This window comes from Zavarzinia marina (genome assembly GCF_021568905.1).
In the GTDB taxonomy this organism is placed as follows: Bacteria; Pseudomonadota; Alphaproteobacteria; order Zavarziniales; family Zavarziniaceae; genus Zavarzinia; species Zavarzinia marina.
In genome coordinates, this window is sequence record NZ_JAKGSB010000006.1 from 158,898 (window position 1) to 183,861 (window position 24,964).

The 24,964-nt window shown below is 67.4% G+C and carries 23 protein-coding genes; 9 read left to right on the top strand and 14 right to left on the bottom strand.

Translation table 11 applies throughout. The features are described 5' to 3' along the window. Positions 1-33 precede the first annotated feature (33 nt). Both L2U69_RS16190 and L2U69_RS16195 read right to left on the bottom strand, forming a co-directional pair. Positions 34-360 (bottom strand): cupin domain-containing protein, encoded by a 327-nt coding sequence (locus tag L2U69_RS16190; protein ID WP_236108165.1) that lies wholly within the window; start codon positions 358-360, stop codon positions 34-36. An 11-nt stretch (positions 361-371) separates the two neighbouring features. Beyond that, positions 372-1,718, bottom strand: a complete 1,347-nt coding sequence (locus L2U69_RS16195) for an aspartate aminotransferase family protein (protein ID WP_236108258.1) — start codon at positions 1,716-1,718, stop codon at positions 372-374. A 93-nt stretch (positions 1,719-1,811) separates the two neighbouring features. Between L2U69_RS16195 and L2U69_RS16200 the strand changes: the two genes are divergently transcribed. Together L2U69_RS16200 and L2U69_RS16205 are read left to right on the top strand one after the other, a co-directional pair. Next, positions 1,812-2,717, top strand: coding sequence for a LysR family transcriptional regulator (locus tag L2U69_RS16200; protein ID WP_236108166.1), 906 nt, complete (start codon positions 1,812-1,814; stop codon positions 2,715-2,717). Positions 2,718-2,911: 194 nt separating this feature from the next. Next, a complete protein-coding gene (locus L2U69_RS16205; RefSeq protein WP_236108167.1) occupies positions 2,912-3,166 on the top strand; it encodes a YjhX family toxin in 255 nt (84 codons plus the stop codon). A gap of 4 nt (positions 3,167-3,170) precedes the next feature. Here L2U69_RS16205 and L2U69_RS16210 read toward each other — a convergent pair whose 3' ends face one another. Then, the gene (locus tag L2U69_RS16210; RefSeq protein ID WP_236108168.1) at positions 3,171-4,253 is read right to left on the bottom strand and encodes a DmpA family aminopeptidase; all 1,083 of its coding nucleotides are present in this window, start codon (positions 4,251-4,253) and stop codon (positions 3,171-3,173) included. Next, complete coding sequence (locus L2U69_RS16215; protein WP_236108169.1) at positions 4,250-5,164, bottom strand: LysR family transcriptional regulator; 915 nt, start codon at positions 5,162-5,164, stop codon at positions 4,250-4,252. The genes L2U69_RS16210 and L2U69_RS16215 overlap by 4 nt, the downstream gene beginning before the upstream one ends. 90 nt (positions 5,165-5,254) lie before the next feature. Here L2U69_RS16215 and L2U69_RS16220 point away from each other — a divergent pair, with 90 nt between their 5' ends. Further along, entirely contained in the window at positions 5,255-6,241 is a 987-nt protein-coding gene (locus tag L2U69_RS16220; RefSeq protein WP_236108170.1) for an NAD(P)H-binding protein, read from the top strand. On the opposite strand, the gene L2U69_RS16225 is transcribed toward L2U69_RS16220, so the two are convergent. Continuing rightward, positions 6,204-7,070: an oxygenase MpaB family protein gene (locus tag L2U69_RS16225; RefSeq protein WP_236108171.1), complete on the bottom strand. Its 867-nt coding sequence runs from the start codon at positions 7,068-7,070 to the stop codon at positions 6,204-6,206. The two genes, L2U69_RS16220 and L2U69_RS16225, sit on opposite strands and share 38 nt — an antisense overlap. Before the next feature lie 273 nt (positions 7,071-7,343). Between L2U69_RS16225 and L2U69_RS16230 the strand changes: the two genes are divergently transcribed. Continuing rightward, a complete protein-coding gene (locus L2U69_RS16230; RefSeq protein WP_236108172.1) occupies positions 7,344-9,050 on the top strand; it encodes a DEAD/DEAH box helicase in 1,707 nt (568 codons plus the stop codon). A 47-nt stretch (positions 9,051-9,097) separates the two neighbouring features. On the opposite strand, the gene L2U69_RS16235 is transcribed toward L2U69_RS16230, so the two are convergent. Beyond that, complete coding sequence (locus tag L2U69_RS16235) at positions 9,098-9,718, bottom strand: hypothetical protein (RefSeq protein WP_236108173.1); 621 nt, start codon at positions 9,716-9,718, stop codon at positions 9,098-9,100. Between the two features lie 256 nt (positions 9,719-9,974). Between L2U69_RS16235 and L2U69_RS16240 the strand changes: the two genes are divergently transcribed. The 3 genes from L2U69_RS16240 to L2U69_RS16250 are packed head-to-tail and all read left to right on the top strand — an operon-like array spanning position 9,975 to position 12,731. Next, on the top strand, positions 9,975-11,153 hold the full coding sequence (locus L2U69_RS16240; RefSeq protein ID WP_236108174.1) for an acyl-CoA dehydrogenase family protein: 1,179 nt from the start codon (positions 9,975-9,977) through the stop codon (positions 11,151-11,153). 37 nt (positions 11,154-11,190) lie between these two features. Continuing rightward, positions 11,191-11,841 carry an HAD family hydrolase gene (locus L2U69_RS16245; protein ID WP_236108175.1) on the top strand — a complete coding sequence of 217 codons (651 nt, stop codon included), beginning with the start codon at positions 11,191-11,193 and terminating at the stop codon, positions 11,839-11,841. After that, on the top strand, positions 11,841-12,731 hold the full coding sequence (locus tag L2U69_RS16250; protein WP_236108176.1) for a thioesterase family protein: 891 nt from the start codon (positions 11,841-11,843) through the stop codon (positions 12,729-12,731). Before L2U69_RS16245 ends, L2U69_RS16250 begins: the two co-directional genes overlap by 1 nt. Here L2U69_RS16250 and L2U69_RS16255 read toward each other — a convergent pair. From L2U69_RS16255 to L2U69_RS16270, 4 genes are all read right to left on the bottom strand, one after another. Further along, positions 12,712-13,899: a PepSY-associated TM helix domain-containing protein gene (locus L2U69_RS16255; protein ID WP_236108177.1), complete on the bottom strand. Its 1,188-nt coding sequence runs from the start codon at positions 13,897-13,899 to the stop codon at positions 12,712-12,714. The two genes, L2U69_RS16250 and L2U69_RS16255, sit on opposite strands and share 20 nt — an antisense overlap. A 4-nt stretch (positions 13,900-13,903) precedes the next feature. Beyond that, on the bottom strand, positions 13,904-16,234 hold the full coding sequence (locus L2U69_RS16260; RefSeq protein WP_236108178.1) for a TonB-dependent siderophore receptor: 2,331 nt from the start codon (positions 16,232-16,234) through the stop codon (positions 13,904-13,906). A 152-nt stretch (positions 16,235-16,386) separates the two neighbouring features. Then, positions 16,387-18,525, bottom strand: a complete 2,139-nt coding sequence (locus L2U69_RS16265) for a TonB-dependent siderophore receptor (RefSeq protein ID WP_236108179.1) — start codon at positions 18,523-18,525, stop codon at positions 16,387-16,389. 193 nt (positions 18,526-18,718) lie between these two features. Then, positions 18,719-19,060 carry a hypothetical protein gene (locus L2U69_RS16270; RefSeq protein WP_236108180.1) on the bottom strand — a complete coding sequence of 114 codons (342 nt, stop codon included), beginning with the start codon at positions 19,058-19,060 and terminating at the stop codon, positions 18,719-18,721. Between the two features lie 149 nt (positions 19,061-19,209). Between L2U69_RS16270 and L2U69_RS16275 the strand changes: the two genes are divergently transcribed. After that, entirely contained in the window at positions 19,210-19,899 is a 690-nt protein-coding gene (locus L2U69_RS16275; RefSeq protein ID WP_236108181.1) for a DNA-3-methyladenine glycosylase I, read from the top strand. A gap of 8 nt (positions 19,900-19,907) precedes the next feature. After that, positions 19,908-20,714 carry a ferritin-like domain-containing protein gene (locus L2U69_RS16280; protein WP_236108182.1) on the top strand — a complete coding sequence of 269 codons (807 nt, stop codon included), beginning with the start codon at positions 19,908-19,910 and terminating at the stop codon, positions 20,712-20,714. A gap of 4 nt (positions 20,715-20,718) precedes the next feature. On the opposite strand, the gene L2U69_RS16285 is transcribed toward L2U69_RS16280, so the two are convergent. From L2U69_RS16285 to L2U69_RS16300, 4 genes are all read right to left on the bottom strand, one after another. Then, positions 20,719-21,102, bottom strand: a complete 384-nt coding sequence (locus L2U69_RS16285) for a type II toxin-antitoxin system VapC family toxin (RefSeq protein ID WP_236108183.1) — start codon at positions 21,100-21,102, stop codon at positions 20,719-20,721. Continuing rightward, complete coding sequence (locus L2U69_RS16290; protein ID WP_236108184.1) at positions 21,099-21,350, bottom strand: type II toxin-antitoxin system Phd/YefM family antitoxin; 252 nt, start codon at positions 21,348-21,350, stop codon at positions 21,099-21,101. The genes L2U69_RS16285 and L2U69_RS16290 overlap by 4 nt, the downstream gene beginning before the upstream one ends. Before the next feature lie 148 nt (positions 21,351-21,498). Beyond that, complete coding sequence (locus L2U69_RS16295; protein ID WP_236108185.1) at positions 21,499-23,676, bottom strand: 3-hydroxyacyl-CoA dehydrogenase NAD-binding domain-containing protein; 2,178 nt, start codon at positions 23,674-23,676, stop codon at positions 21,499-21,501. A gap of 19 nt (positions 23,677-23,695) precedes the next feature. After that, positions 23,696-24,901, bottom strand: a complete 1,206-nt coding sequence (locus tag L2U69_RS16300) for an acetyl-CoA C-acetyltransferase (protein ID WP_236108186.1) — start codon at positions 24,899-24,901, stop codon at positions 23,696-23,698. Between the last annotated feature and the right edge of the window lie 63 nt (positions 24,902-24,964).

Genomic DNA, 24,964 nt, shown 5'->3' on the forward strand with positions numbered 1-24,964 from the left:
CGCGGCAGGTCCACCCGCATTTGCCGCCCCGCGTCAGATCTCGGAAATCGGGAACAGGGCCCCCGGGCGTTTGACCTCGATCTCGACGAAGGCCATGGGCGCGTCGCCGCCGTTCATCACGTCGTGACGCACGCCGGCGGGGCGGCGATAGCTGTCGCCGGCCTTTCGCGCGACATCGGTCACCCTCTCGCCGTCATGGACCCGCATCACGCCGTCGGTCAGCATGACGACGAAATAGGGCCAGCCGTGCTCGTGCCAGCCGGTGATCGCGCCGGGCCCGAAGTCCCACCGCGTGATGCGCACGTCGGCGTCGTCCGCCTGCACGGTCGGCACCGCCGGAATATCGCATGTGAACGCCATGACGATTCCCTTCAGGCGAGGCCGGTGATGGCGTCGTTCAGGACGTTCATCAGGCCGTCGATGTCCTCCGTCTCCGAAATGAAGGGGGGCGCGAGCTGGATCGTGTCGCCGCCGTAGCGGACGTAATAGCCCGCCTCCCAGCATTTCATCGAGATCCGATAGGGCCGGAGCGCGGGCTCGCCCGGCGCCGCCTCGATCTGCAGGGCACCGGCGAGACCGAAGTTGCGGATGTCGGTGACGTATTTCAGGCCCTTCAGGCCATGGATCGCCTCCTCGAAATAGGCCGCGAGCTGGCGCGCGCGTTCGGGGATGCGGTCCTTCTCGAACACCTCGAGCGCGGCGAGGCCGGCGGCGCAGGCGACCGGATGGCCGGAATAGGTGTAACCATGAGGGAATTCGACCAGATAGTCGGGGCCGCCCGCCGCCATGAAGGTGTCGTAGATCGCCTTGCCGGCGATCACGGCGCCCATGGGCACGGTGCCGTTGGTCAGGCCCTTGGCGACGGTCATGATGTCCGGCGTCACACCGAAGGCATCGGCGCCGAAATTATAGCCGGTGCGCCCGAAGCCGGTGATGACCTCGTCGAAGATCAGCAGGATGCCGTGCTTGTCGCAGAGCGCCCGCAGGCGTTCCAGATAGCCCTTGGGCGGCACCACCACGCCGGCCGAGCCGGAAAACGGTTCGACGATCACGGCGGCGATGTTGGAGGCGTCGTGCAGGGCGACGATCTCTTCCAGCGCGTCGGCGAGCGGGACGCCGCCGGTCTCCGGCATGCCCTTCGAGAAGGCGTTTTCCGCCAGCAGCGTATGGGGCAGATGGTCGGTGTCGAGGAGCGTGCCATAGAGCTTGCGGTTGGCGCCGATGCCCCCCAGGCTCATGCCGCCGAAATTGACGCCGTGATAGCCCTTGGCGCGGCCGATCAGCTTGGTCTTGGTGGGCTGGCCCTTCAGGCGCCAATAGGCCCGCGCCATCTTCAGCGCGGTATCGGCGGATTCGGAACCGGAGCCGGTGAAGAAGACATAGTCGAGGCCCTGGGGCGTCAGGCTGGCGACCTTGTTGGCCAGCTTGAAGGCGGCTGGATGGCTGAACTGGAAGCCCGGCGCATAGTCGAGTTCGGCGATCTGGCGCGCCACCGCGTCGACGATTTCCTGCCGCCGATGGCCCGAACCCGTGCACCAGAGGCCGGAGAGACTGTCGTAGATCCGCCGCCCCTTGGCATCGGTGTAGTGACAGCCTTCCGCCGCCACGATCATGCGCGGATTGTCCTTGAACTCGCGGTTGGCGGTATAGGGCATCCAATAGGCTTCGAGATCGTCGCGGGACAGGCCCGCGGCGGCGGCCGGATCGAACAGGGTCATGACGCGCTCCATGAAGGTTGCCGCCAGCATGCGCCCTGATTTACTTCCCTAAAATCCCAATGTATTTTCATTCAGTTCAATGATTGTTGACCTATGGCACGCAAACCCGCCGCCACCGTCGGCGACATCGAAATCCGGCTGTTGCGGATCTTCCATACGGTGGTCGAATGCGGCGGCTTCACCGCGGCGGAAGCGGCCCTGAACATCGGTCGCGCCGCCATTTCGATGCATATGGCCGACCTCGAGAAACGGCTCGGGCTCCGGCTGTGCCGGCGCGGCCGGGCCGGTTTCGCCCTGACGGACGAGGGCCGGCAGGTCCATGACGCCTGTCTTCCCCTCTTCGCCGCGCTGGAGAATTTCCAGGGCGAGGTGAACACGATGCACGCGCGCCTGCGCGGCAGTCTCGACATCGGCATCATCGACAATCTGGTGACCATGCCCCGGATGCAGGTGACCGACGCGCTTTCGGCCCTGAAGGACGTGGGGCCCGACGTCCGGGTGAACATCCGCATGATCCCGCCGACGGAGGTCGAGATCGGCGTCCTCGACGGGCGTCTCCACGTCGGGATCGCGCCGGCGCTGCGCAACCTGCCGGGTCTCGACTATCGCCCGCTCTATGACGAGGAGTCGCAACTCTATTGCGCCGCCGGGCATCCGCTGTTCGAGGTGGCGGAGACGGGTATCCGCGACGAGATGATCGCGGAGGCGGAGGCAGTGGCGCCGACCTACGGCCAGAGCCTGGAAGTGCGCGCCCTGCACCGCCCGCTGCGCACCACGGCGACGGCGAATGACCGCGAGGGCGTCGCCTTCCTGATCCTGACCGGGCGCTACATCGGCTATCTGCCGACCCATTACGCCGCCCTCTGGGTCGACCAGGGGCGGCTGCGTGCCCTTCGCCCCGGGGATTATCACTATGTCACCGAATTCCGCGTGGTCACGAGGAAGGGCGGACGCCCCAATCTGATCCTGCAGACCTATCTGGATCTGCTTGAAAGCTGACGTCTCGCCCCCCATCTTGGGAGCGAGCGATCCCGGCCCGATGCCGGACGCCCGATGGAGATTTCATGCTGGAGCTTGTTGCTGGTCGCTGAAGCCTCGCGCCGATCGCGAGGGTCTTCGCCCGCCGGAAGGATCGCGAGGGATTGATCCCGCGCGCCGGCGGTCTGTCGCGACCCCGTTGCAACGAGTTTCCCATGAACATCTCGAAGGGCGAGCAGCGCACGCTGCACGCACTGGCCCAGGGCGGCCATATCCGTCATACCCGCGACGGCGACCGGATCGTCGCCATCGAATGCATCACCCGCGAAGGCCATCGCCTGGTCGATTGCACCATGGACGTCTTCCGCCGGCTGCGGCAGCGACGGCTGATCCGATCCGCCGGCGGCAGGCCCTATCGCATCTCGCAGAAGGGTCTTGCCGCCGTGCGCGCCCAGTTCGACAACCGCTAGGGCATCACGCGAACAGGGCCGCCAGGCGGTCCGGATCGATGGCGGGGACCATGCGGCCCAGACGGCCGGTCATGGTCTCCGCCGCCACCATGGCATTGACCACCGCTTCCTCGACGCATTCGACCGCCGCCATGTAGAAACCGTCGAGATCGTCGTTGGCGATCGCATCCAGATGCATCAGCGCCGGCTCCGGCAGGGGACCGGGGTCGTTGGCCGTCGTAAAGGCGATGAAGATGTCGCCCGACGAATTGCCGGACGGCGTGCCGTGGCGCCCGATGCCGATGGCGGCACGGCGCGCGATCCGTTCCAGCTGGCCGGGCAGCAACGGCGCATCCGTCGCCAGCACGACGATGATGGAGCCCGTCTCCTTGCGAAAGATCGCCGGCGGCAGCATGGCCTCGCCCACGCGCCGGCCGCAGATCTCCAGCCAGGGACCGCGCCCGTGGTTGGCCTGCACCAGGCAGCCCATGGTGTAATCCCCCGCGCGCACCGGGACGCGGCGCGACGCCGTGCCCGTGCCGCCCTTCCATTCATAGGCGATCATGCCGGTGCCGCCGCCGACATTGCCCTCCGCCACCGGGCCCGACGCCGCCGCCTCGATCGCGGCGATGGCATCCCCCTCGGTCACATGGAGGTCGTGGATCTCGTTCAGGAAACCGTCATAGGTCTCGCCGACCACCGGCAGCAGCCAGAGATCCTCCACCGCGTCGCGAAAACGCCCGATCATCCAGCGGTTGACCGCGTGGTGGACGATGCCGAGGGAGGCGGTGTTGGTGATCATGATCGGGCCCGAGGCCCAGCCGCCGTCGCGCACCCAATGCGCCCCCGTCATCTCGCCGTTGCCGTTCATCGAAAAGACGCCGGACCAGACCGGATGCAGCAGATCGTCCGCCGGCCGGGGCAGGATGGCGGTGACGCCCGTGCGCACCGGCCGTTCCGCCCCGATCAATGTAGTAAAGCCCACGGTTACGCCCGGCACGTCGGTGATCGCGTTCAGGGGGCCGGGCGCACCCCGAAACGGCAGGCCGAGGCCCCGGCCGCGCCGTCGTCCGTTGGGGGCATGAAGGATCGGATCGCGCTGGGTCACGGGGTCTTTCCGTCGGGAGCGGCCCTGCCGCGCGCGACATAGTCGCCGAGCGCCCGGGCGAGAAAATCGAAGACCGCCTGGATGCGGCGGCTGGCCCGCAGGTCTTCGTGGCGGACCAGCCAGACCGGGAGCATGGGACGGAACAGGTCCGGCAACAAGGGCACCAGATCCGGATCTTCCGCCGCCAGCGCATGCTGGCAGACGCCGATGCCGATCCCGGCACGGATCGCCGCCATCTGCGCCACCTGGCTGTCGACCCGGAGCACGAAGCGAAAGCCCGAAAGATCCGCCGCCCCCGCCAGACCGCGAAGGGCCGCCATGTCCCGATCCGGTCCGATGACGCCCTGTTCCGCGATTTCGGCCAGGGAGGTCGGCGTGCCGGCGAAATTCAGATAGTCCCGGGTCGCATAGAAGCCGAGGCCGACCTCGCCGATGAATTTCGCCACCAATGCTCCCTGGCTGGGCCGGACCATGCGCACCGCGATGTCGGCTTCCTGGCGCAGCAGATCGGCGGACAGGTTGGACGGCGCCAGTTCCACCACGATCCCCGGCAGGGCCCGGCGCATGTCCGCCAGGATGCGCGGCAGCACGAGCCCGCCGACCACGTCGCTGGCGGAAATCCGCACATGGCCGGACAATTCCCCCGCCCCGCCCGACGCCGTCCGTTCGAGGGCCGCCGCCGCCAGCGCCATCGCCTCCGCATGGGGGCGAAGCGCCAAAGCCGTCTCGGTCGGGGTCAGGCCGCGCGGGGAGCGCGTGAACAGGGGCACGCCCAGCGCCGCCTCCAGCGCGGCGATGTGATGCCCGACCGTCGGCTGGGTCAGGCCGAGACGGCGCGCCGCCGCCGACAGGCTGCCCCCGTCGAGCACGGCGCGCAGGCTTCGGTAGTGGTCCCAGCCCGGATCAGTCATAAATTTACTTATATCTGATGTTTCATCTCATGCAATTTTCAATGATACGGCGGCACGCCATCCTCCCGCCGTCACAGAAGGAGGATGACGATGGAACGGACGAGACGGGCCCTGATTCTGGGGGCCACGGGCGGCGTGGGCGGGGAGACCGCGAAAGCCCTGGCCCGGCGGGGCTGGCACCTGCGCGCCCTGACCCGACGCGACGGCGATCTGCCCGACCTCGGCGCCGTCGACTGGCGCCGGGGCGATGCCATGAACCCGGCCGACGTGATCGCGGCGGCGGAAGGCTGCGACGTGATCCTGCATGCCGTGAACCCGCCCGGTTATCGTGACTGGGCCGGCCGCGTGCTGCCCATGCTGGACGCGACGCTGGCCGCCGCCGCGCGCCACGGCGCCCGCATCGCCCTGCCCGGCACGATCTACAACTACGGCCCTGACCATCCGCTCCTGACCGAGGACACGCCGCAGCATCCCGTCTCGGTGAAGGGCGCGATCCGGGTCGAGATGGAACGCCGACTCGCCGCCTCGGGCCTGCCGGTGCTGATCCTGCGCGCGGGCGATTTCTTCGGCCCCCATGCCGGCAATTCCTGGTTCGGCGAGAGCATGGTGAAGCCGGGCCGTCCGCTGTCGTCCATCACCTATCCGGGCGAGCCGGAGGTGGGCCATGCCTGGGCCTATCTGCCCGACGTCGGCGAGACCTTCGCCCGCCTGCTGGCGCGCGAAGCCGACCTGCCGCGCGTGGCCCGCTTCCATTTCGCCGGCCATTGGTGCGACCGGGGCATCGACTTCGCCGAGGCGGTGCGCGATGCCGCCGGCCGGCCCGACGCGGCGATCCGGCGCATGCCCTGGTGGGCGCTCCGCCTCGCCGCCCCCGCCGTGCCCCTGTTCCGCGAAATCCTGGAGATGCGCTATCTGTGGCGCTGTCCCCTGCGCCTCGACAATCGCCGTCTGGTCGATTTCCTGGGCGAGGAACCGCATACGTCCCTGCCTACGGCCCTTCGCGACAGTCTCGCGGCGCTCGGCTGTCTCGACGGCGCGGTCAGACCAGGGGGGCACCCGTCCGCAGCCGGCGCCTGAAATCCCGCAACACCAGGAGGAACGGCGCCTGGCGCAGCACCCTCGGCAACAGCGCGTTGAGCGTGCCGAGGCGCCGGGCGACCCGCTCGAAGCGGCGCTGGCGCCTCTCGTCCCAGGGCAGCCCCATGGCCGTGCGCAGTTCCGGGGGCAGGAAGCCCGTGGTCATGAAGCGGTTGAAGCGCCCGAACAGCAAGGGCAGCGGCGCCGGCAGAAAACGCAGATCGGCCAGCGCGCCCAGAAAATCGCGCGTCGCGGGATCGATCCGCGCCGCCGCCAGCCCCGCCGCCCAATAGGCGTCGAAAGCGGCGATATCCTTCGGCCAGATGCCGGGCCGGACCTGCAGCATGGTGCCGAGCCCCGCGGCCCGCGCATGGAAATCCTCGCCCCGCCCGGCCGAGGTCTCGCCGCGAAAGGCCGCGACCGCATCGACGAAACCGCGATAGAGACAGGCGGCGACCCAGAGCTGAAGGTTCGGATCCATGGCGCTGTAGGAAACCGCGGCCCCCGGTTCGGAACGGACCTGGGCGTGGACCCGGTTCACCGCCGCCGCATAGGCCGCCTTTTCCGCCGCCGTGCCCATGGTCGCGACCGCGAGATAGGTCAGCGTGGTGCGGGTGCGCTTGAACGGATGCTTGAACAGGCTGCCGCTCTCGACCTTGCTGTCCTTCACGCCATGGCCGACACCCGGCCACGACAATTGCATGATCACATTGGCGCCGCCCGCCAGGATGTTGATGCCGTCCAGCACGCCGGGGACCCATCGGTCGAGGTCACGCGCGGAAAGCGGGATGTCCTCGGTCGCCCGATCGGCCTGAAGGGAGAGTGTCATGGCGTCCGCACCGTCGCTTTCTACCTTCCCGGACTCTCGCGGTGTCGCGCGCGGGCCACAACTCGCAATGGATCTTGCCCCGTTCCCTGCGCAAAAGGCGGGCAGCCATGCGCGGTGCGGCATGGTGTTTCGCCGCGCGCTCGTGTAATGAAAGCGGCCATATGCGCCCGACGCGCGCCAGCGCCGTTCTCTCGACCGCGATTTCGCGGCGCGGGGCGGCCGGCTCTCCCAGCCTCCACGCCGCCGTCGAGGCCCCCCTTCTACAGAGACCCCATGCCCTTTCCCTTCATCAATACCCATGTGAACGGCGCCCTTGCCGCGCGCGACTATGCCGAACCGACCGCCGTCCAGACCGCCGTCCTCGAACCGGCGGCCGAGGGCCGCGACCTGCTGGTCTCGGCCCAGACCGGTTCCGGCAAGACGGTCGCCTATGCGCTCGCCATCGTGCGCGACCTGCTCGGCGATGCCGAACGCTTCGCCCAGGCCCGCGCGCCGCTGGCGCTGGTGATCGCGCCGACCCGCGAACTGGCCATGCAGGTCCATGCCGAATTGAGCTGGCTCTACGGCCCGGCCGGGGCCCGCGTCGTCTCCTGCGTCGGCGGCATGGATCCCCGGCAGGAAGCCCGCGCCCTCTATGGCGGCTGCCATGTCGTCGTCGGCACGCCGGGACGGCTGCGCGATCATCTGGAACGCGGCCGGATCGAGACCGCCGAGATGCGCGCCGTCGTCCTCGACGAGGCGGACGAGATGCTGGACCTCGGCTTCAAGGAAGACCTCGAATTCATCCTGGAGGCGACGCCCGAAAGCCGACGCACCCTCCTCTTCTCCGCGACCATCGCGCCGGAGATCGCCCGCCTCGCGACCCAGTACCAGAAGGACGCGCTCAGGATCGAGGCGACGGCCAAGGGCGAGGCCCATGGCGACATCGAATATCGCGCCATCCGCGTCGCCCCCAACGAGATCGAGCATGCGGTGGTGAACGTGCTGCGTTACTACGACAGCCGCGTCTCGATGATCTTCTGCTCGACACGCGAATCCGTGCGCCACCTCTCGGCCCGGCTGCAGGAGCGCGGCTTCGCCACCGTGGCCCTGTCGGGCGAATTGTCCCAGAACGAGCGCAGCCACGCCCTGCAGGCGGTGCGCGACGGCAGGGCCCGGGTCTGCGTCGCGACCGACGTCGCGGCGCGCGGCATCGACGTCGCCGATCTCGGCCTCGTCGTCCATGCCGAACTGCCGAACAACCGCGAAACCCTGCTGCACCGCTCGGGCCGTACCGGGCGCGCCGGGCGGAAGGGCACCTGCGTCATCCTGGTGCCCTACAACCGCCGGCGCCGGGCGGAACAGCTTCTGTTCGGCACGCGCCTCAACATCGTCTGGTCGGGCCCGCCCACGGCCGACGAGATCCAGCGCCTGGACCACGACCGCCTGCTGGCCGATCCCCTGTTCGAACAGGCGGCCGGGGAGGACGATCTGACGCTTGCCCGCGAACTTCTCGAACGCCATGGCGCCGAAACCCTGGTCGCCGCCCTGATCCGGCTGCGCCGCGCCGACCTGCCGGCGCCGGAGGAGATTTCGGCGGAAGCCCCGCCGCCGCCCGCCGCGCGCGGCCCGCGCATCGCCGGCGGCCGGGGCCCCGGCGGTGACGGTGTCTGGTTCCAGATGAATGTCGGCCGGCGCAACAATGCCGATCCGAAATGGCTGCTGCCGATCATCTGCCGCCTCGGCAAGGTGACCAAGCAGGACATCGGCGCCATCCGCATCTTCGACCGCGAGACCCGCTTCGAGATCGCGCCCGACATGGCCGGCGCCTTCGCCGACAGCGTGCGCGACGCGAATGATCCCAAGATCCGGATCGAACCGGCCGGCGCCGGCGGCGAAACCATGCCGCCCCGCCCGCCGAAGCGCCCCCATCGCGGCCAGGCCCCGCGCGACGGCGCGGGCCACGCCCCGCCCCGCCAGAAGAAGCGCCGCCACGCCTGACGGCGTGGCGCCTGCGTCCGGGCTGTTCCGGTCTTAGTGCCCCATTCTTACTGGCCCATCATGCCGGGCAGGGCGCCCATCATGGCGCCCATGGGCATGACCTGGACGCCCGGCGGCACACGGAAGCGCGAGGCGTCCTGCGGGCCGACGTCGACGCGCGTGGCGGTGACCGTATAGGTCTTGCCGCCTTCGACGGATTCGGAGAACAGCATGACGTTGTCGCCGGTCAGGCAGACCTTGGATTCCATGCGATCGCCGTTCAGGGTGCCGACGGCGTCATAGAGCGTGCAGTCGTGGCCCGCGACGGTCTTGGCGCCGATCGCGGTCAGGGTCACGTCGCCTTCGGTGAAGACCTGCTGGGGCGACACGCCGCCTCCCATGCCGCCGGGCATCGGCTGGTTCATGTCCATCTCGAACGCCATCTTCATGGGCGCGGTCATGATCACCGTCATCTTGTCGGTCTTCAGGTTCATCAGCCCGGTCATGGACTGGCCCTGCTCGTTCATGTCCATGCGCATGATGCCGTCGTGATGGGCCATGTCCATCGCATGGCCGCCCGGCTGCACCAGATAGGAGATCGAATAGTCGACCGTCGGCAGCGGCACCGGATCGGCGAGCGCCACCCCGGGCAGAAGCACGGCGGCGGCGAGGACGGCAAGACGAGACATGCGGTTACTCCCTGTTTTCGGGCATGGTGCCATGGCGGGTCCCGGAAGACCAACCGCCAGGGCCGCCTGCGGTTCCCGCCATGCGCGATCGAAGCGAATCGCGGCCGCACCATGGCATGAAGCCGCCCGCGCCAAAGTGACCGCCGTCACCGCGCCGCCGCGTCACCCTCGGCCCGGGCGTGACGCTTGCGGGGGGCGGAAAGCCGGGGCACCCTTGGGCAAAAGACGGCGCCCGGACGCCGCCGGAGGAGAGCTCATGACCGAAATGCCCGTGTTCGATCCCCTGCTGCGGGAAGTGCCCAGCCCCTATTACACCCCCGCGCACCGCGAATTTCGCGCCACCATCCGCCGCTGGGTCGACGAGCATGTCGCGCCCTTCGTCGAGCAATGGGACGAGGCCGGCACCTTCCCCCGCGAGCTCTATGGCAAGGCGGCGGAGATCGGCCTGATCGGCATGGGCTTTCCCGAGGAATATGGCGGCATCGAAGGCACCGACCTGTTCCACATGATCGTCGCGACCGAGGAATTGGCGCGCGCCGGCTCCGGCGGCCTGATCGCCTCCTTGATGAGCCACAGCATCGGCGCGCCCCCCATTGCGGCCCTGGGCAGCGACGAGTTGAAGGCGCGGGTGCTGCCCGGAATCCTTTCCGGCGAGAAGATTTCCGCCCTCGCCATCACCGAACCCTCGGGCGGTTCCGACGTCGCCAACCTGCGCACCACGGCCCGCCTCGACGGCGATCACTACGTCGTCGACGGGGAGAAGGTGTTCATCACGTCGGGCATCCGCGCCGACTACGTCACCACCGCCGTCCGCACCGGCGGCAAGGGCTTCGGCGGGATCTCCCTCCTCCTGATCGAGACGGACCGGCCGGGCATCACCCGCACGCCCCTGAAGAAGATGGGCTGGTGGATGTCCGATACCGCCGCCATCCATTTCGACGGCGTCAGGGTGCCGGCGGCCAATCTGGTCGGGCCCGAAAATGCCGGCTTCCTCGGCATCGTGCGCAATTTCAACGGCGAACGCATCGGCCTTGCCGCCGGCGCCAATGCCTTCGCCCGCGTCGCCCTCGAGGAGGCGATCGACTGGGCACGCCAGCGCCAGACCTTCGGCAAGCGCCTGGCCGACCATCAGGTGATCCGCCACAAGATCGTCGACATGGCCCAGCGCATCCAGGCCACCCAATGCATGCTGGAGAACCTGGCCTGGCGCGTCGAACAGGGCGATGCCCCGATCGCCGAGATCTGCATGCTGAAGAACCAGGCGACCCTGACCATGGAATTCTGCGCCCGCGAGGCTATGCAGATCCTGGGCGGCGCCGGCTACATGCGCGGCGTGAAGACCGAACGCATCTATCGCGAGGTGCGGGTGAACGCCATCGGCGGCGGCTCGGAGGAAATCATGCGCGATCTGGCGGCCCGGCAGCTGGGGCTGTAGGATCCGCTCCGCTCCCCTTCGGTCAAGGAATTGTCGGTTGCGTCCTTCCCTCGTGATCTTCGATTGTGACGGTGTCCTGGTGGATTCCGAAGGGATCGCCAACCGTGCCCTGGCCGAGGCGGTCACCGCCCTCGGCCATCCGCTGGGCGAGGCGGAGAGCCGGCGCGACTTCGTCGGCCTCTCGATGAAATCGGTCATGGCGGGCATCGAGGCGCGGATCGGCCGCCCCTTGCCGGACGGCTGGCTCGACGATCTCCAGGTCAGGACCTATACCGCCTTCCGGGCCGAGCTCGGCCCGGTGCCCGGCGTCGCCGACGCGGTCCGCGCCGTGCAGGCCGCCGGTATCGCGACCTGCGTCGCCTCTTCCGGCACCCCGGACAAGCTCGCCCTCACCCTCGGCCTGACCGGGCTGGCGCCCCTGTTCGAAGGGCACGTGTTCTCCGCCGTCTCCGTTGCCCGCGGCAAGCCGGCACCGGATCTCTTCCTCCACGCCGCCGCGCGCATGGGCCATGGGCCCGAGACCTGCGTCGTCGTCGAGGACAGCGTGCCGGGCGTCACCGGCGCGGTCGCCGCCGGCATGCGCGCCCTCGGCTTCTCGCGCGAGACTTCGGCCGGCCTGCTGGCCGGCGCGGGGGCCGATGTCTTCGACGACATGGCCGCCCTGCCCGGCCTCATCGGACTGGAATGATGATCGACAATGCGAATTTCGCCGTCACCTGGCGCGGCGGCACCGATGCCTGGGAATGCGATCAGATGGGCCATATGAACGTGCAGTTCTATGGCGCCAAATTCGACATGGCGGAAGCGGTATTGCTCGCCCGCCTGGGCCTGCCCGCCGGCAGCCCCGTCCGCCCCCTGACCGAGCAGATCGTCTTCCGCAAGGAAAGCCGCGTGGGCGCGGCGTTGTGGATCCAGAGCGCGGTGATCGGCGTCGATCACCCGGGCGACGCGCTGCGCCTGCGCCACGTCATGCACCATTCGCCCAGCGGCGCCATCGCCGCGACGGTCGATACCACGGTCGGCCATCTGCCCCCCGAGGTTCTCGCCGCCGGCGAGAAGGTGGGGGTCGAGCCGGCACTGACCGGCGCCCCCGACCTGGCGGAGCCGGTCGGCAGCCACGACGGCGTCACGCTGGCCCGTGCCCGCGACCTCGGCCTGATCGAGACCGGCGTCTCCTGCCTCTCGCCCGACGATCTTCACCCGAGCGGCATGATGACCCGGAAAGGCCTGATCGGGCGCCTGTCCGAAGCGGTCGGCCATCTGATCGCGTCCGAGGACACGGCCGCCGAATTCCTGCGCGAACGCCACATCGGCTCCGCCGCCCTCGACTACAAGATCCGCTGGGCGGAACCCCGGGCTTTGGGCGATGTCGTGGTGCTGCGCTCCGGCGCCTCCGGCACCGTGGGCCGCACCCTTCGCTTCTTCCACTGGATGCTGGACGAGGCGACGGGAGATCCCGTCGCCTCGGTCGAGATCGTCGCCGTCTATTTCGACATGTTGGCCCGAAAGGCGATCCCTGTCCCGGAAGAGATCCTGAAGCTGTTCGACGGCAGGCTGGTCAACTGGCCGGCTGCTTGACCAGCTTTCGCCTTTTGGACGCGACGCGCCCCTTCCGCTTGTAGCCCCAGATCACGATCCCGGTGATCGAGAGGGTGGCGACCACCACCCCCATGATCGAGATCAGGATCCGGCCGGGCAGACCGATGATGCGCCCCGAATGCAGCGGATATTGAATCTGCAGGAAGAGGTCGCCGACGGTGCCCTCGCCCGGGTTCTCGGTCAGCAGGGGCTCGCCCGTCTGGTCGTCCAGATAGATGGTGGCGACGCCGAGACCGACGGGATGTTCCGCCTCGCCATAGGTCACCATATAGGCCCTGAACATCGAGAAGCGATAGGCGCCGAGGACACGGCCTTCGAAACCTTCGGCCTCGGCCTTCGCGGCGCCCCGCGCCATCGCTTCCTCGATCCCGACCTTGGCCGGCGGCGGATCCTCGACGAAGCGGGGCATGCCGACCTCGATCGGGCCCGGCGTGACCTCCGTCACCAGGGAAACCAGCGGCCGGAACACCTCGTACTGGAGATTGAGGGCGACACCGGACATGGCGATAACCGCCAGCAGCGCCCAGGGCCAGAGCCCCCCGGCGCGGTGGATGTCGACATTGCGGCGATAGAAGGCGGCCTTCTTCTTCATGGTGAAGGCCGGCCACCAATTGGTGAAGAAAGGCCGGTTGCGCGGCATGGTCAGAATGGCGCCGACGAAACAATCGACGAACCAGAAGATCGAGACCAGCCCCATGAACCACATGCCCCAGCGGTCCGGCAGGGCCAGGGAATAATGGAAGACGTAGAGGAAGGGGATCAGGTTCTCGGCCGAGAAGCAGCATTCGCCGAAATGGCGCGCGCCCAAGACCTCGCCCGTCACCGGATCGACGAAGATCTGATTGGGGACGGCGTCCTCCTCGATGCCCTTCTCCGGCTCGGCCCAGAAGACATAGGGATGGCCCGCCTCGTCGGGCAATGAAATACCCGAGATTACGACGTCCGGTATCGTTTCCTCGGTCCGCCGGGCCAGGGTGTCGACCGCCAGGGGCTCGCCCTCCGTGTCCACCTGGAAGAGCGAGGGGTTCAGCCATTCGTCGAGTTCGTGGTGGAACGCGATGACGCTGCCGGTCAAGCCCGACATCGCGAGGAAGGCGGCGATCGCGAGACCGACGTAGCGGTGAACGGCGAGGAGTTTCGTGCGCATCGTCCTAGAACCTGTAGCCGAGGGTCAGTTGCACCTCCGTCGGGGCGCCTGGCAGGACGTAGAAGGCGTCGTAGGAACCGACGTAATATTCCGCATCGAAGAGGTTGCTGACGTTGAGCCGCACCGTGAGCGGGCCGCGTTCCCAGGAAACGGCGGCATTGACCAGCGTATAGGCCGGCAGGATGAAACTGTTCGGCAGGGTGCCTTCCTGCTTCGTGTAATGCTGGACGCCCGCGCCGAAGCCGAGGCCGGCGAGCATGCCGTCCTGAACGCGGTAATGGGCCCAGGCGCTGAAGATGTGATCCGGCACGTTGCGCACACGGTTGCCCACCTTCGCGGCGTTGGTGTCGGCCGTCACCACGGCGTCGGTATAGGTATAGGCCGCGAGCAGGTCGAGCCCCCTCACGGGCGACCAGCGCACATCCGCCTCGATGCCCCGGCTGCGCTGTTCGCCCGTGACGTCGTAGAACTGCGTGCCGGTGCCGAGGTCGATGGTCGGCACATCCTCGACCACGTTCTGGCGTGTCAGATGGAAGAGCGCGATGGTGCCGGCCAGGCCGCCGTCCTCGGTCTCCGCCTTGAGGCCGATTTCCCAATTCTCGCCCGTCTCCGGCGGCGCGTTGCCGCCGGCGGCGACGGGCTTGCCCGGTTGCGGCATGAAGGACTGGCTGTAGTTCGCATAGGCCGCGAAGCCGGGGGCGAATTCATAGGTCAGGCCGACCTTGGGACTGAACTCGCCGTCGGTCGAACTCGCATAGGGCGCCGTCGCATTCGTCCCGACGAGGCCCGCCGCGATGAGGTCGACGATGCCCGACGCGGCCCCCGTGTCGTCCTGCCATGTGGTCGTCAGAACCTCGGCATGATCGTAGCGGGCGCCGAGGGTGACCGTCAGCAGGTCGAGGCGGATCTGGTCCTGGACGTAGAGACCGAGCTGGCGCGCGACCGAATCCTTGTGACTGGTCAACGGCTGATCCGGCACGGTCGCGCCATAGTCGGGCTCGAAGACGTCGATGGTGCCGAAGGTCCCGATGCCGAATTCGGATTCCGAGGCGCTCTCCTCGAAGTAGCTGTAGTCGATGCCGAAGGCGAGGAGATGGTTCATGCCCGCGATGTCGAAGCGGGCCTCGAGCGCGGTGTCGATATTGGCGATCAGCGCCTCGCCTTCGCGGGAATAGAAGAAGCGGACCAGGGTTCTGTCGTCGGGCGCGGCGCAGAGCGGGGTCGGGATCAGGAAACCGTCGAAGCAGAAGGGATAGACGATGTTCCGCCAATCCTCGTCGTGCCAGGTGATGCGCGCCTTCTGGCGCAGCGCCATGGCCTCGCTGAATTCATGGAGGAATTCATAGCCGATGCGCGCCTCCGTGGTCTCGCTGAGCGCCGGCGTTTCGGGTTCGCCCAGATAGCGGTCCTCGGGGATGGAACCATTGGCGTTCGGCGCCACCGTGCCCGCCGCCGGCAATGTCGGCGCGCCCCGGTTGCGGCTGTTCAGATATTGGCCGAGCAGGGTGAGACTGGTCGCATCATTCGGCTTCCAGGTCAGGGAGGGCGCGACCAGGACGCGTTCCGACGGATGGACATGGTCGATGAAACTGCCGTCCGACGTATAGGAGAAGAGGAGACGGCCGTAGAGGCTCTCGTCTTCCGTCAGGACGGCGCCCGCGTCCAGGCGGCCGATATAGTCGGCTTGCGAGCCATAGACGAATTCGACCTCGGCGAAATCATCGGCCACGGGACGCTTGCTGACGGCGTTGACCATGCCGCCGAGCGAACCCGCGCCATAGAGGGTGGAGGCCGGCCCGCGCACCACTTCCACCCGGTCGAACAGGAAGGGATCCAGCGCGGTACTGACGTAATAGGAATTGGACAGGCCGTCGACGAAGAGCGAGCTGTCGGCATCGAAGCCGCGGATCCTGAAATAGTCCCAGCCGTAGTAATAGCCGCCCGGCATGACACCGGCGGCGTTGCGCAGGATATCGGTCATGGAGCGGCTGCCCTGATCGTCCATCAGGCGGCGCGTGAACACCTGCACCGCCTGGGGCGTCTCGAGGATGCTGGTCCCGGTCTTGGTCGCAGACTGGCTGGTCGGGGCGCGATAGCCGTCGCCCGGGCCGAGCGGATCGCGGCCCGGATCATCGCCCGTGACCGTGATGACGCCGAGCAGCGTCGCCTCGACCGCCGCACCGTCGCTTTCGTGCCGGCTGCCTTCGGGGCCGCCGGTACCGCTGCCGTCGGCGACGGCACTCTCGTCCATCGTCTGCGCGACCGCGGCGGCCGCCAGGGACACCGCGAGGGCACAGAGCGAAATCCGCAATACGCGATACTCGAACACTCTCATCGCGGACCCGCCCCCTCCGCGGAACCATGCGTACAATCCTGTCCATAGACTAGGGAATTGCTATTGATATCCATTATCAAATAAATGGATCACCAAAGGCGATGCGGCCCGCCCGGCGCCACCGGCGCGTGCGGGCCGCGAATGGTCCTGGTCTAGAATTTGTAGCCGACCGTCAGTTGCGCCTCGGTCGGCGCCCCCGGCAGGACGTAGAAGTCGCTGTAGGAGCCGACGTAATATTCCTCGTCGAGAACATTGTTGACGTTGAGCTGCACCGAGAACGGCCCCGTCTCGTAGGAGACGGCCGCGTTGACCAGCGTATAGGCGGGCAGGGTGAAGCTGTTCGGCAGGGTGCCTTCCTGTTCGGTGTAGTGATTGACCCCCGCGCCGAACCCGAACCCGGCGAGCGGCCCTTCCTGCAGACGGTAGTGCGCCCAGGCGCTGAAGATGTGTTTCGGCACGTTACGCACGGTCTGGCCGATCTTGGCCGCATTGGCATCGTCGGTTACCTCGGCATCGGTATAGGTATAGGCCGCCGTGACGTCGAGGCCGGCTATGGGCGACCAGCGGACGTCCGCTTCGAGCCCGCGGCTGCGTTGCTCGCCGGTCACACCGTAAAAGAACGAGCCGGACGGCAGGACACCGCTCGGATTGTCGTCGACCACATTCTGGCGGGTGAGTTGAAAAACGTCGATGGTGCCGCTCAGCGTACCGTCCTCGCTCTCGACTTTGAGACCGACCTCATAGTTCTCGCCCGTTTCCGGATCGGCATTGGCGCCGGAGGCCGTCAGGTAGCCGGGTTGCGGCATGAAGGACTGGCTGTAATTGGCGTAGGCCGCGAAGCCGGGCAGGAATTCATAGGTCAGGCCGACCTTGGGGCTGAATTTGCTGTCCGATGATTTCTGGGTCAGATCCTCCACCGAGGCGTCGTCGATGCGCCCCCCGAGCGTGAGGGTCAGGTCCTCGTAACGGATCTGGTCCTGCAGGTAGACGCCGAACTGGCGCATCGTTGTCTTCGCCGGCGCCACCAGCGGCTGGGCCGGCACGGTGCCGTTGTAGTTCAAGGTGAAGATGTCGATCGTGTCGAATTGCGTGAAGTTCGATGCGGTCGCATCCTCGTCGAAGTAGCCGTAGTCCAAACCGAAGGCGAGAAAGTGCTCGAAGCCGCCGACATCGAAGCGGGCTTCGAGAGCCGTGTCGATATTGCCGATCAGCGCCTTGCTTTCCCGGGAGTAATAGAACCGCAACAGGGTGCGATCGTCGCCTAAGGGAAAGCCGGAGGGATAGATGATGTTCGCCCAGTCCTCATTGTGCCAGGTCACGCGGGCGTTCTGGCGGATCGCGATGGAATCATTGAATTCATGGCGAAACTCATAGCCGATGCGGGCCGTTTCGAGTTCCACACTCTCCGGCGCATCGGGCTCGCCGAGAAAGGTGTCGAGGGGGATGGAACCATTGGCGTTCGGCAGCACCGTGCCATAGGCCGGTAGGGTCGGCGCGCCCTCGTTGTCGTCGGTCGCATATTGGGTCAGCAGGGTGAAGCTGGTCGCCGTCGTCGGGTTCCAGGTGATCGACGGCGCGATCGCCAGATGTTCCGACGGATCGACCTCATCGATGAACGTATCGTCGGAGCCATAGGAAACCAGCAGGCGGCCGAGCAGGGTTCCGTCGTCCGTCAGTACCCCGCCCGCATCCACGCGGCCGATGTAATCGCCCTCGGTACCATAGATGAATTCGAAGTCCGCGAAATCGTCCATGATGGGGCGCTTGCTGACGGCATTGACCATGCCGCCGAGCGAACCCGCGCCGTAGAGGGTGGAGGCCGGACCGCGCACCACTTCGATGCGGTCGAACAGATAGGGATCGAGCGACGTGCTGACGTAATAGGAGTTGGACAGGCCGTCGATGAAGAGGGAAGCGTCGGCATCGAAGCCACGGATGCGGAAATAATCCCAGCCATAGTAGTAGCCGCCCGGCATGACACCGGCGGCGTTGCGCAGGACGTCGGTCATGGAGCGGCTGCCCTGGTCATCCATCAGGCCGCGGGTCAGCACCTGCACCGCCTGGGGCGTTTCCAGGATCGGCGAGCCGGTCTTCGTCGCGCTCTGGCTGGTGGTGGCGCGATAGCCGTCGCCCGGGCCGGTCGGATCCGAGGCGATGCCTTCCCCCTCCACCGTCACGGTGCCGAGCATGATGCCCTCTTCGGCGCCCTGCGCCCGCGCCGGCCCCACGCCCGCCATCGCCGCCAGTACCGCCAGGGAACCGGCGACGCCCCTCGCCCCAATGCTCTTCATCGTGCCTCCGAACGTCCGATGCGCCGGCCCTGGAAGGGCGCGCTTCTCGTCGGCACCTTAGGTATTTGATAACGATTCTTATTATCGAATTAATCTATTGTTGCAGAGCAACAACGAACCCACGGAATCCGTGCCCTCGCGGCCATGGGAACGAATGAACATCAAACATATGTTCAACGTGGGAGAGACGGCTTCAGCGCTTCCGCTTGCCGGGCTCGAACAAGCGGCCGACGCCATCCAGGGCGGAGGCGGCGGTGCCGAGGGGATCGCCGGCCGCCGCCTGGGCGGCGTTGCGGAACCGTTGGTTCGCGGCGGCGGCCGAACCGGCCACCGCATCGGCCATGGTCGCGCCCGGCGTCTTCGGCCGCCGGGCCAGCACGGCGGCCGGCGCCATGAACAGGGCGCCGGTGACGGCGGCGGCGAAGACACTGCCGATCAGCGGGCGCAACACCTCATAGAGGGCAAAAGCCAGAAATGCGGCCCCGACGAGAGTCGGGCCCGCCAGCATCAAGGCCCGTGCATAACCCCGTTCCATTGCCGCTCCTCCCCGGTAAGTCGCCGCCTTGCCGACGATGATCCGCCAGTCTCCGCCGCCATGCAATGCGGCGGCGCGGCCACTCTCTGGCGCGCGCCCCGCAATCCCGCCATAGTCCCGCCTGGACGATCGAGAATGGGAGACCCGGCATGACGCCCTTCGCCGAAATTTTTGCCCGGGCAGCGGCCCGCAAGGGTGGCCCCAAGGCGCTGGAGGCGATCCTGGCCGAAACGCCGTCCAAGACGCCGGACGAGATCGCCGCCACCCCGGACGACCGGATCCTGGCCCTGATGACCCGGCGCATCTTCTACGCCGGCTTTTCCTGGAAGGTGATCGACGACAAATGGCCGGCATTCGAGGACGCCTTCTTCGGCTTCGATCCCGCCGCCTGCGCCCTGATGTCGGACGAGCACTTCGATGCCCAGCTGAAGAATGCGGCGATCGTGCGCAACGGCGCCAAGATCCGCACCATCCAGGTCAATGCCCAGCTCATCCAGGATCTCCGCCGGGAACACGGCAGTGCCGCGCGCTTCTTCGCCGACTGGCCGGATGCGGACTACGTCGGCCTGCTGGAGATCCTGAAGAAGCAGGGCAGCCATCTCGGCGGCGATTCCGGCATGCGTTTCCTGCGCATGCTGGGCAAGCCCGCCTTCGTCACCTCGCGCGACGTCGTTGCCGCCCTGATCGCCGATGGCGTCGTGGCCAAGGCACCGGGCGGCAAGCGCGACATGGCCCTGGTGCAGGATGCCTTCAATGCCTGGTCCGCCGAAAGCGGCCGCGACCTGACGGCAATCAGCCGGACCCTCGCCATGAGCGTCGACGCGCCCGACGCCCATTGATCCACACCATGTCCGATTGCCTGGCCGCGCGCGCCGTCGATGTCCTGACCACGGCCGACGCGCTGGAGAAGAGCGCCAAATCCCGCGCCCATGCCGGGGCCTGGTTCGAGGCCAGGGCGGCGGGACGGCCCCTGCCCATCGGCCGGGCCGAACCGCCGCCGCGCCCGGCGCGCCCGGCCCGGCCCGAACTGCTGGCCCCGCGCGAGATGCCGCGCCGGCGCCCGGGCACGGCCCAGGGGCGGAAGGCCCTGCTCCACGCCGTCGCCCATATCGAGCTGAACGCCGTCGACCTGCATTGGGACATCGTCGCCCGCTTCACCGATACGCCCATGCCGCCCGACTTCTACGACGATTGGGTGCGGACGGCTGACGAGGAGGCCCGCCACTTCCGCCTGCTGCACGATTGCCTGACGGCGCGCGGCAGTTGCTATGGCGAACTGCCCGCCCATGCCGGCATGTGGCGCGCGGCCGAGGATACGGCCGACGACCTGCTGGCCCGCCTCGCCATCGTGCCCATGATCCTCGAAGCGCGCGGCCTCGACGTCACCCCGCCCATGATCGAGATCTTCCGCAAGGCCGATGAGGCGGACGCCGTCGCCGCCCTCGAAACCATCTATGCCGAGGAGGTCGGCCATGTCGCCCATGGCGCCAAGTGGTTCCACGTTCTCTGCGACCGGGATGGCCTCGACCCGACGGCAACCTTCCACGCCCTGAAGCGCCGCCATTTCCACGGCGCCCTGAAGCCCCCCTTCAACGACGAGAAACGCGCCGAAGCCGGCATCCCGCCGGATTTCTACTGGCCATTGGCGGAATGAACGCTCAGAGCGCCCGCGCGACATCGGTACTGGCGAAGTCCTGGCCGACGAAGAGCAAGGGGCAGTCATGGGCGATCGCCTCGGCATAGGCGAAGCAATCCCCGAAGTTGAGCCCGGCGGGATGGATGCCCTTACCCCAGCGGCCATAGGCGTCGGCCACCTGCTTCGCTCCCGCCGCCGACAGCGGAACGATATCGAAGCCCAATCCGTCGATCAGCGTCTCCATCTCCGCGCCCACGTTCCGCAGACGCGCGACGATCATCGCTTCCGCGACGGTTCCGGCCGAAATCAGCAGGCGATCGGCGGTCTCGAGCGCGGCGATACAGACCTCACCCTCGGCCTCGCCCAGCAGAATGGCCATCAGGGCCGAGGTATCGACGACGATCATTCGGGCAAGCCATCGCCGCCGTAGAGGACATCCTGGCTGCGCGCCGCTGCCGGGCCCAGTGTCGGCGCGGCCGCCGCGCGCAGGTGTTCCAGCAGGCGCCGCCTTGCGGCGGGATCGACGGCAGCCTTGATGGGCGCCAGTCGCGCGACGGCATGGCCATGGCGGGTGAGCACGACCTCCTCCCCCGCTTCGGCACGGCGCACCAATTCCGTCAATTGCGCCTTGGCGTCACTCACGGATATCCGCATGCCCCGGTCTCCGTTCCATGGTTAATCCGAAATGGACCAATAGTTGGTCCATCATATCGCGAACTTGCTTGAGAGCAATATCCAGGGGACCAAACGAAAAAAGCCGGCGGGTCGCCCCGCCGGCCTTTCTCGTTGGTGCCTGGGCCGATTACTCGGCGGCGGCGGCCAGTTTGGCGGTCTGGTAGAAGGTCTCGCCCTTGGCGGCCATGTCGCGGAGCATCTGCGGCGGGGCGTAGCGCTTGCCGTACTGCTGGGCGAAGCCGTCGGCCATCTTCACGAATTCGGCGACGCCGATCCGGTCGATGTAGGACAACGGGCCGCCGGTCCAGGGCGCGAAGCCCCAGGCCAGGATCGAGCCGACGTCGGCATCGCGCACGTCGGTCGTGACCTCTTCCTCGAAGCAGCGGGCGGCTTCGACGGCCTGGCGGACCAGCAGACGGTCGCGGATCTCCTTGATCAGCGCCGGCGTGCCTTCGGTCTGCTTCACCGGGGCGAGGTCGGCGAGACCTTCCCACAGGTACTTCTTGCCGTCGGCCGGATATTCGTAGAAGCCCTTGGCGTTCTTGCGGCCATAGCGGCCGAGCTTGACCACCAGGGTTTCCACGATGTCGTCCGCAGGCGTCGCCTCATAGGCATCGCCCAGGTCCAGCCTGGTCTGGGTGCGCACCTTGTGGCCGAGGTCGAGGGCGACGTCGTCGTTCATCTCGAGGGGACCACGGGGCATGCCCGTCGCACGGCCGACATTGTCGATGATGGCGGGCGCGATGCCTTCCGCCAGCATCTCGATGCCCTCGTTGACATAGGTGCCGAAGCAGCGGCTGGTGTAGAAGCCGCGGCTGTCGTTGACGACGATCGGGGTCTTGCGGATCTTCTTGACGTAATCCATGGCGACCGCGAGCGCCCGCTGGTTCGTCTGCTTGCCCATGATGATCTCGACCAGCATCATCTTGTCGACGGGCGAGAAGAAGTGGATGCCGATGAAGCTCTCGGGGCGCTTCGACGCCTCGGCCAGGCCGGTGATCGGCAGGGTCGAGGTGTTGGAGGCGTAGATCGCGGTCTCGGGGATCACGGCCTCGGTCTTCCTGGTCGCCTCGGCCTTGACCTCGCGGTTCTCGAACACCGCCTCGATCACCAGGTCGCAGCCGGCGAGATCGGCATGATCGGTGGTCGGGGTGATGAGGGCGAGGTGCTTCTCCTTCTTCTCAGGGGTCGAGCGACCGCGCGAGATCGCCTTGTCGAGAAGATTGGTCGAATAGGCCTTACCCTTTTCGGCGGCTTCGATGGTCTGGTCCAGCAGCACGCATTCGATGCCGGCCATGGCCGAGACATAGGCGATGCCCGCGCCCATCATGCCGGCGCCGAGGATGCCGAGTTTCTTCACCTCGGTCTCGGGCTCGCCCACCGGACGGCGGGCGCCCTTGTTCAGCTCCTGCATGGAGATGAACAGGGTGCGGATCATGTTGCCGGCGGTCGGGTCCAGCAGCAGCGAGACGAAGTAACGGGTCTCGACACGCAGGCCGGCGTCGAAGGGAATCTGCAGGCCTTCATAGACGCAGGACAGGATCGCCTTGATCGCCGGATAATTGCCGAAGCTCTCCTTGTGCGACATGGCGATGCCGCCCATGAGGGTCTGGGCGCCCGTCGGGCTGTAGACCGCGCCGCCCGGCACCTTGAACTTCTTGTCGTCCCACGGCTGGGCGCTGACGGGCGAGCCCATCAGATATTCCTTGGCGCGGGCGAGCAGCTGATCGGCCGGCACCACTTCGTTCACGATGCCTTCGGCCAGCGCCTTCTTCGGATCCAGTTCCTTGCCCTGCAGGAGCAGCGGCAGGGCCTTGGCGATGCCAATGATGCGGGGCAGGCGCTGGGTGCCGCCGGCGCCCGGCAGCAGGCCGACCTTCACTTCGGGAAGACCGAGCTTGGTCTTCGGATTGTCGGCGGCGATGCGGTAGTGGCAGGCCAGCGTGATTTCGAGACCGCCGCCGAGGGCGGTGCCGTTGATCGCCGCGACGAAGGGCTTACCGCTGGTCTCGTAACGGCGGAAGATCTTCTGCAGGGTGCCCGAATTCTCGGTCAGGGCCTTGGCGTCCTTCGGACCGAAGGCGGTCTTCACCAGCATGTCGAGATCGGCGCCGGCGAGGAAGGCATCCTTCGCCGAGGTAATGATGACACCCTTCACCGCCTCGTCGGCGATGGCCTTTTCGGTCGCTTCGGCGAAATCGCGGATCGAGGACTCGTTCAGCACGTTCATGGAACGGCCGGCCATGTCCCAGGTGATGGTGGCGATACCGTCGGCGTCGACGTTGTAATTGATGTTGTTGCTCATGGCTCTCTTACCCCGTCGCTCAGACGCGCTCGATGATGGTGGCGGTGCCCATGCCGGCGCCGACGCAGAGCGTGATCAGCGCGGTGTTGAGATCGCGGCGCTCCAGTTCGTCGAGAACGGTGCCGAGGATCATGGCACCGGTGGCCCCCAGCGGGTGGCCCATGGCGATGGCGCCGCCGTTCACGTTGATCTTGTCGTGGGGCACGTCGAGGGCCTGCATGAAGCGCAGCACCACCGAGGCGAAGGCTTCGTTCAGCTCGTAGAGGTCGATGTCGGTCGGCTTCATGCCGGCACGCTTCAGGGCCCGTTCGGCGGCGGCCGAGGGGCCGGTCAGCATGATCGACGGCTCGGAACCGATCGAGGTGAAGCTGCGGATCTTGGCGCGCGGCTTGATGCCGGCGGCATCGGCCGCTTCCTTGGAGCCGAGCAGCACGGCGGCGGCGCCGTCGACGATACCCGACGAGTTGCCGGCATGGTGAACGTGTTCCACGCGCTCGACTTCCGGGTAGCGGAGCTGGACGACGCCGTCGAAAGCCATCTCGCCGAACATCTGGAACGACGGGTTCAGCGAGGCGAGCGACTGCATGGTCGCATCCGGGCGCATGTGCTCGTCATGGTCCAGGATGGTCAGGCCGTTGATGTCCTTCACGGGGACGATCGAATTCTTGAAATAGCCGTTGTCCCAGGCGTGCTTGGCGCGCTTCTGGCTTTCGATCGCATAGGCGTCGACGTCCTCGCGCGAGAAGCCGTATTTGGTCGCGATCAGGTCGGCCGAGACGCCCTGCGGCGCGAAATAGGACTTGAAGGCGATCTGCGGGTCCATCGGCCAGGCGCCGCCCGAGGTGCCCATGGGCACGCGCGACATGGCTTCGACGCCGCCGCCGATCGACATCGGGCTCTGGCCCGACATGACCTGGGCCGCCGCCATGTTGGTCGCCTCGAGGCCCGAGGCGCAGAAGCGGTTGATCTGCACGCCCGCCGTGGTCTCGGCGTAATCGGCATTCAGGACCGCGATGCGGGCGATGTCGGCGCCCTGCTCGCCCACCGGCTCGACGCAGCCGAGCACGACGTCCTCGACCATGGTGGTGTCGAGATTGTTGCGGTCGCGGATCGCCTTCAGCGCCGTGGTGGCGAGATGAAGCGACGTCACCTCGTGCAGGCTGCCGTCCTTCTTGCCCTTGCCGCGCGGCGTGCGCACCGCGTCGAGGATATATGCGTCGGCCATGGTTCTCTCCTCAGGTGAAGCTTGTCGGTCTTTGATGTTTGCCCGTCATCCAGGCAGCCGGCC

What these genes read in the sequence shown, in the direction of transcription:
- L2U69_RS16190 (WP_236108165.1), bottom strand. Translation starts at nt 360, where the DNA reads ATGGCGTTCACATGCGATATTCCGGCGGTGCCGACCGTGCAGGCGGAC.
- L2U69_RS16195 (WP_236108258.1), bottom strand. Translation starts at nt 1,718, where the DNA reads ATGACCCTGTTCGATCCGGCCGCCGCCGCGGGCCTGTCCCGCGACGAT.
- L2U69_RS16200 (WP_236108166.1), top strand. Translation starts at nt 1,812, where the DNA reads ATGGCACGCAAACCCGCCGCCACCGTCGGCGACATCGAAATCCGGCTG.
- L2U69_RS16205 (WP_236108167.1), top strand. Translation starts at nt 2,912, where the DNA reads ATGAACATCTCGAAGGGCGAGCAGCGCACGCTGCACGCACTGGCCCAG.
- L2U69_RS16215 (WP_236108169.1), bottom strand. Translation starts at nt 5,164, where the DNA reads ATGACTGATCCGGGCTGGGACCACTACCGAAGCCTGCGCGCCGTGCTC.
- L2U69_RS16220 (WP_236108170.1), top strand. Translation starts at nt 5,255, where the DNA reads ATGGAACGGACGAGACGGGCCCTGATTCTGGGGGCCACGGGCGGCGTG.
- L2U69_RS16225 (WP_236108171.1), bottom strand. Translation starts at nt 7,070, where the DNA reads ATGACACTCTCCCTTCAGGCCGATCGGGCGACCGAGGACATCCCGCTT.
- L2U69_RS16230 (WP_236108172.1), top strand. Translation starts at nt 7,344, where the DNA reads ATGCCCTTTCCCTTCATCAATACCCATGTGAACGGCGCCCTTGCCGCG.
- L2U69_RS16235 (WP_236108173.1), bottom strand. Translation starts at nt 9,718, where the DNA reads ATGTCTCGTCTTGCCGTCCTCGCCGCCGCCGTGCTTCTGCCCGGGGTG.
- L2U69_RS16240 (WP_236108174.1), top strand. Translation starts at nt 9,975, where the DNA reads ATGACCGAAATGCCCGTGTTCGATCCCCTGCTGCGGGAAGTGCCCAGC.
- L2U69_RS16250 (WP_236108176.1), top strand. Translation starts at nt 11,841, where the DNA reads ATGATCGACAATGCGAATTTCGCCGTCACCTGGCGCGGCGGCACCGAT.
- L2U69_RS16255 (WP_236108177.1), bottom strand. Translation starts at nt 13,899, where the DNA reads ATGCGCACGAAACTCCTCGCCGTTCACCGCTACGTCGGTCTCGCGATC.
- L2U69_RS16260 (WP_236108178.1), bottom strand. Translation starts at nt 16,234, where the DNA reads ATGAGAGTGTTCGAGTATCGCGTATTGCGGATTTCGCTCTGTGCCCTC.
- L2U69_RS16265 (WP_236108179.1), bottom strand. Translation starts at nt 18,525, where the DNA reads ATGAAGAGCATTGGGGCGAGGGGCGTCGCCGGTTCCCTGGCGGTACTG.
- L2U69_RS16270 (WP_236108180.1), bottom strand. Translation starts at nt 19,060, where the DNA reads ATGGAACGGGGTTATGCACGGGCCTTGATGCTGGCGGGCCCGACTCTC.
- L2U69_RS16275 (WP_236108181.1), top strand. Translation starts at nt 19,210, where the DNA reads ATGACGCCCTTCGCCGAAATTTTTGCCCGGGCAGCGGCCCGCAAGGGT.
- L2U69_RS16280 (WP_236108182.1), top strand. Translation starts at nt 19,908, where the DNA reads ATGTCCGATTGCCTGGCCGCGCGCGCCGTCGATGTCCTGACCACGGCC.
- L2U69_RS16285 (WP_236108183.1), bottom strand. Translation starts at nt 21,102, where the DNA reads ATGATCGTCGTCGATACCTCGGCCCTGATGGCCATTCTGCTGGGCGAG.
- L2U69_RS16290 (WP_236108184.1), bottom strand. Translation starts at nt 21,350, where the DNA reads ATGCGGATATCCGTGAGTGACGCCAAGGCGCAATTGACGGAATTGGTG.
- L2U69_RS16295 (WP_236108185.1), bottom strand. Translation starts at nt 23,676, where the DNA reads ATGAGCAACAACATCAATTACAACGTCGACGCCGACGGTATCGCCACC.
- L2U69_RS16300 (WP_236108186.1), bottom strand. Translation starts at nt 24,901, where the DNA reads ATGGCCGACGCATATATCCTCGACGCGGTGCGCACGCCGCGCGGCAAG.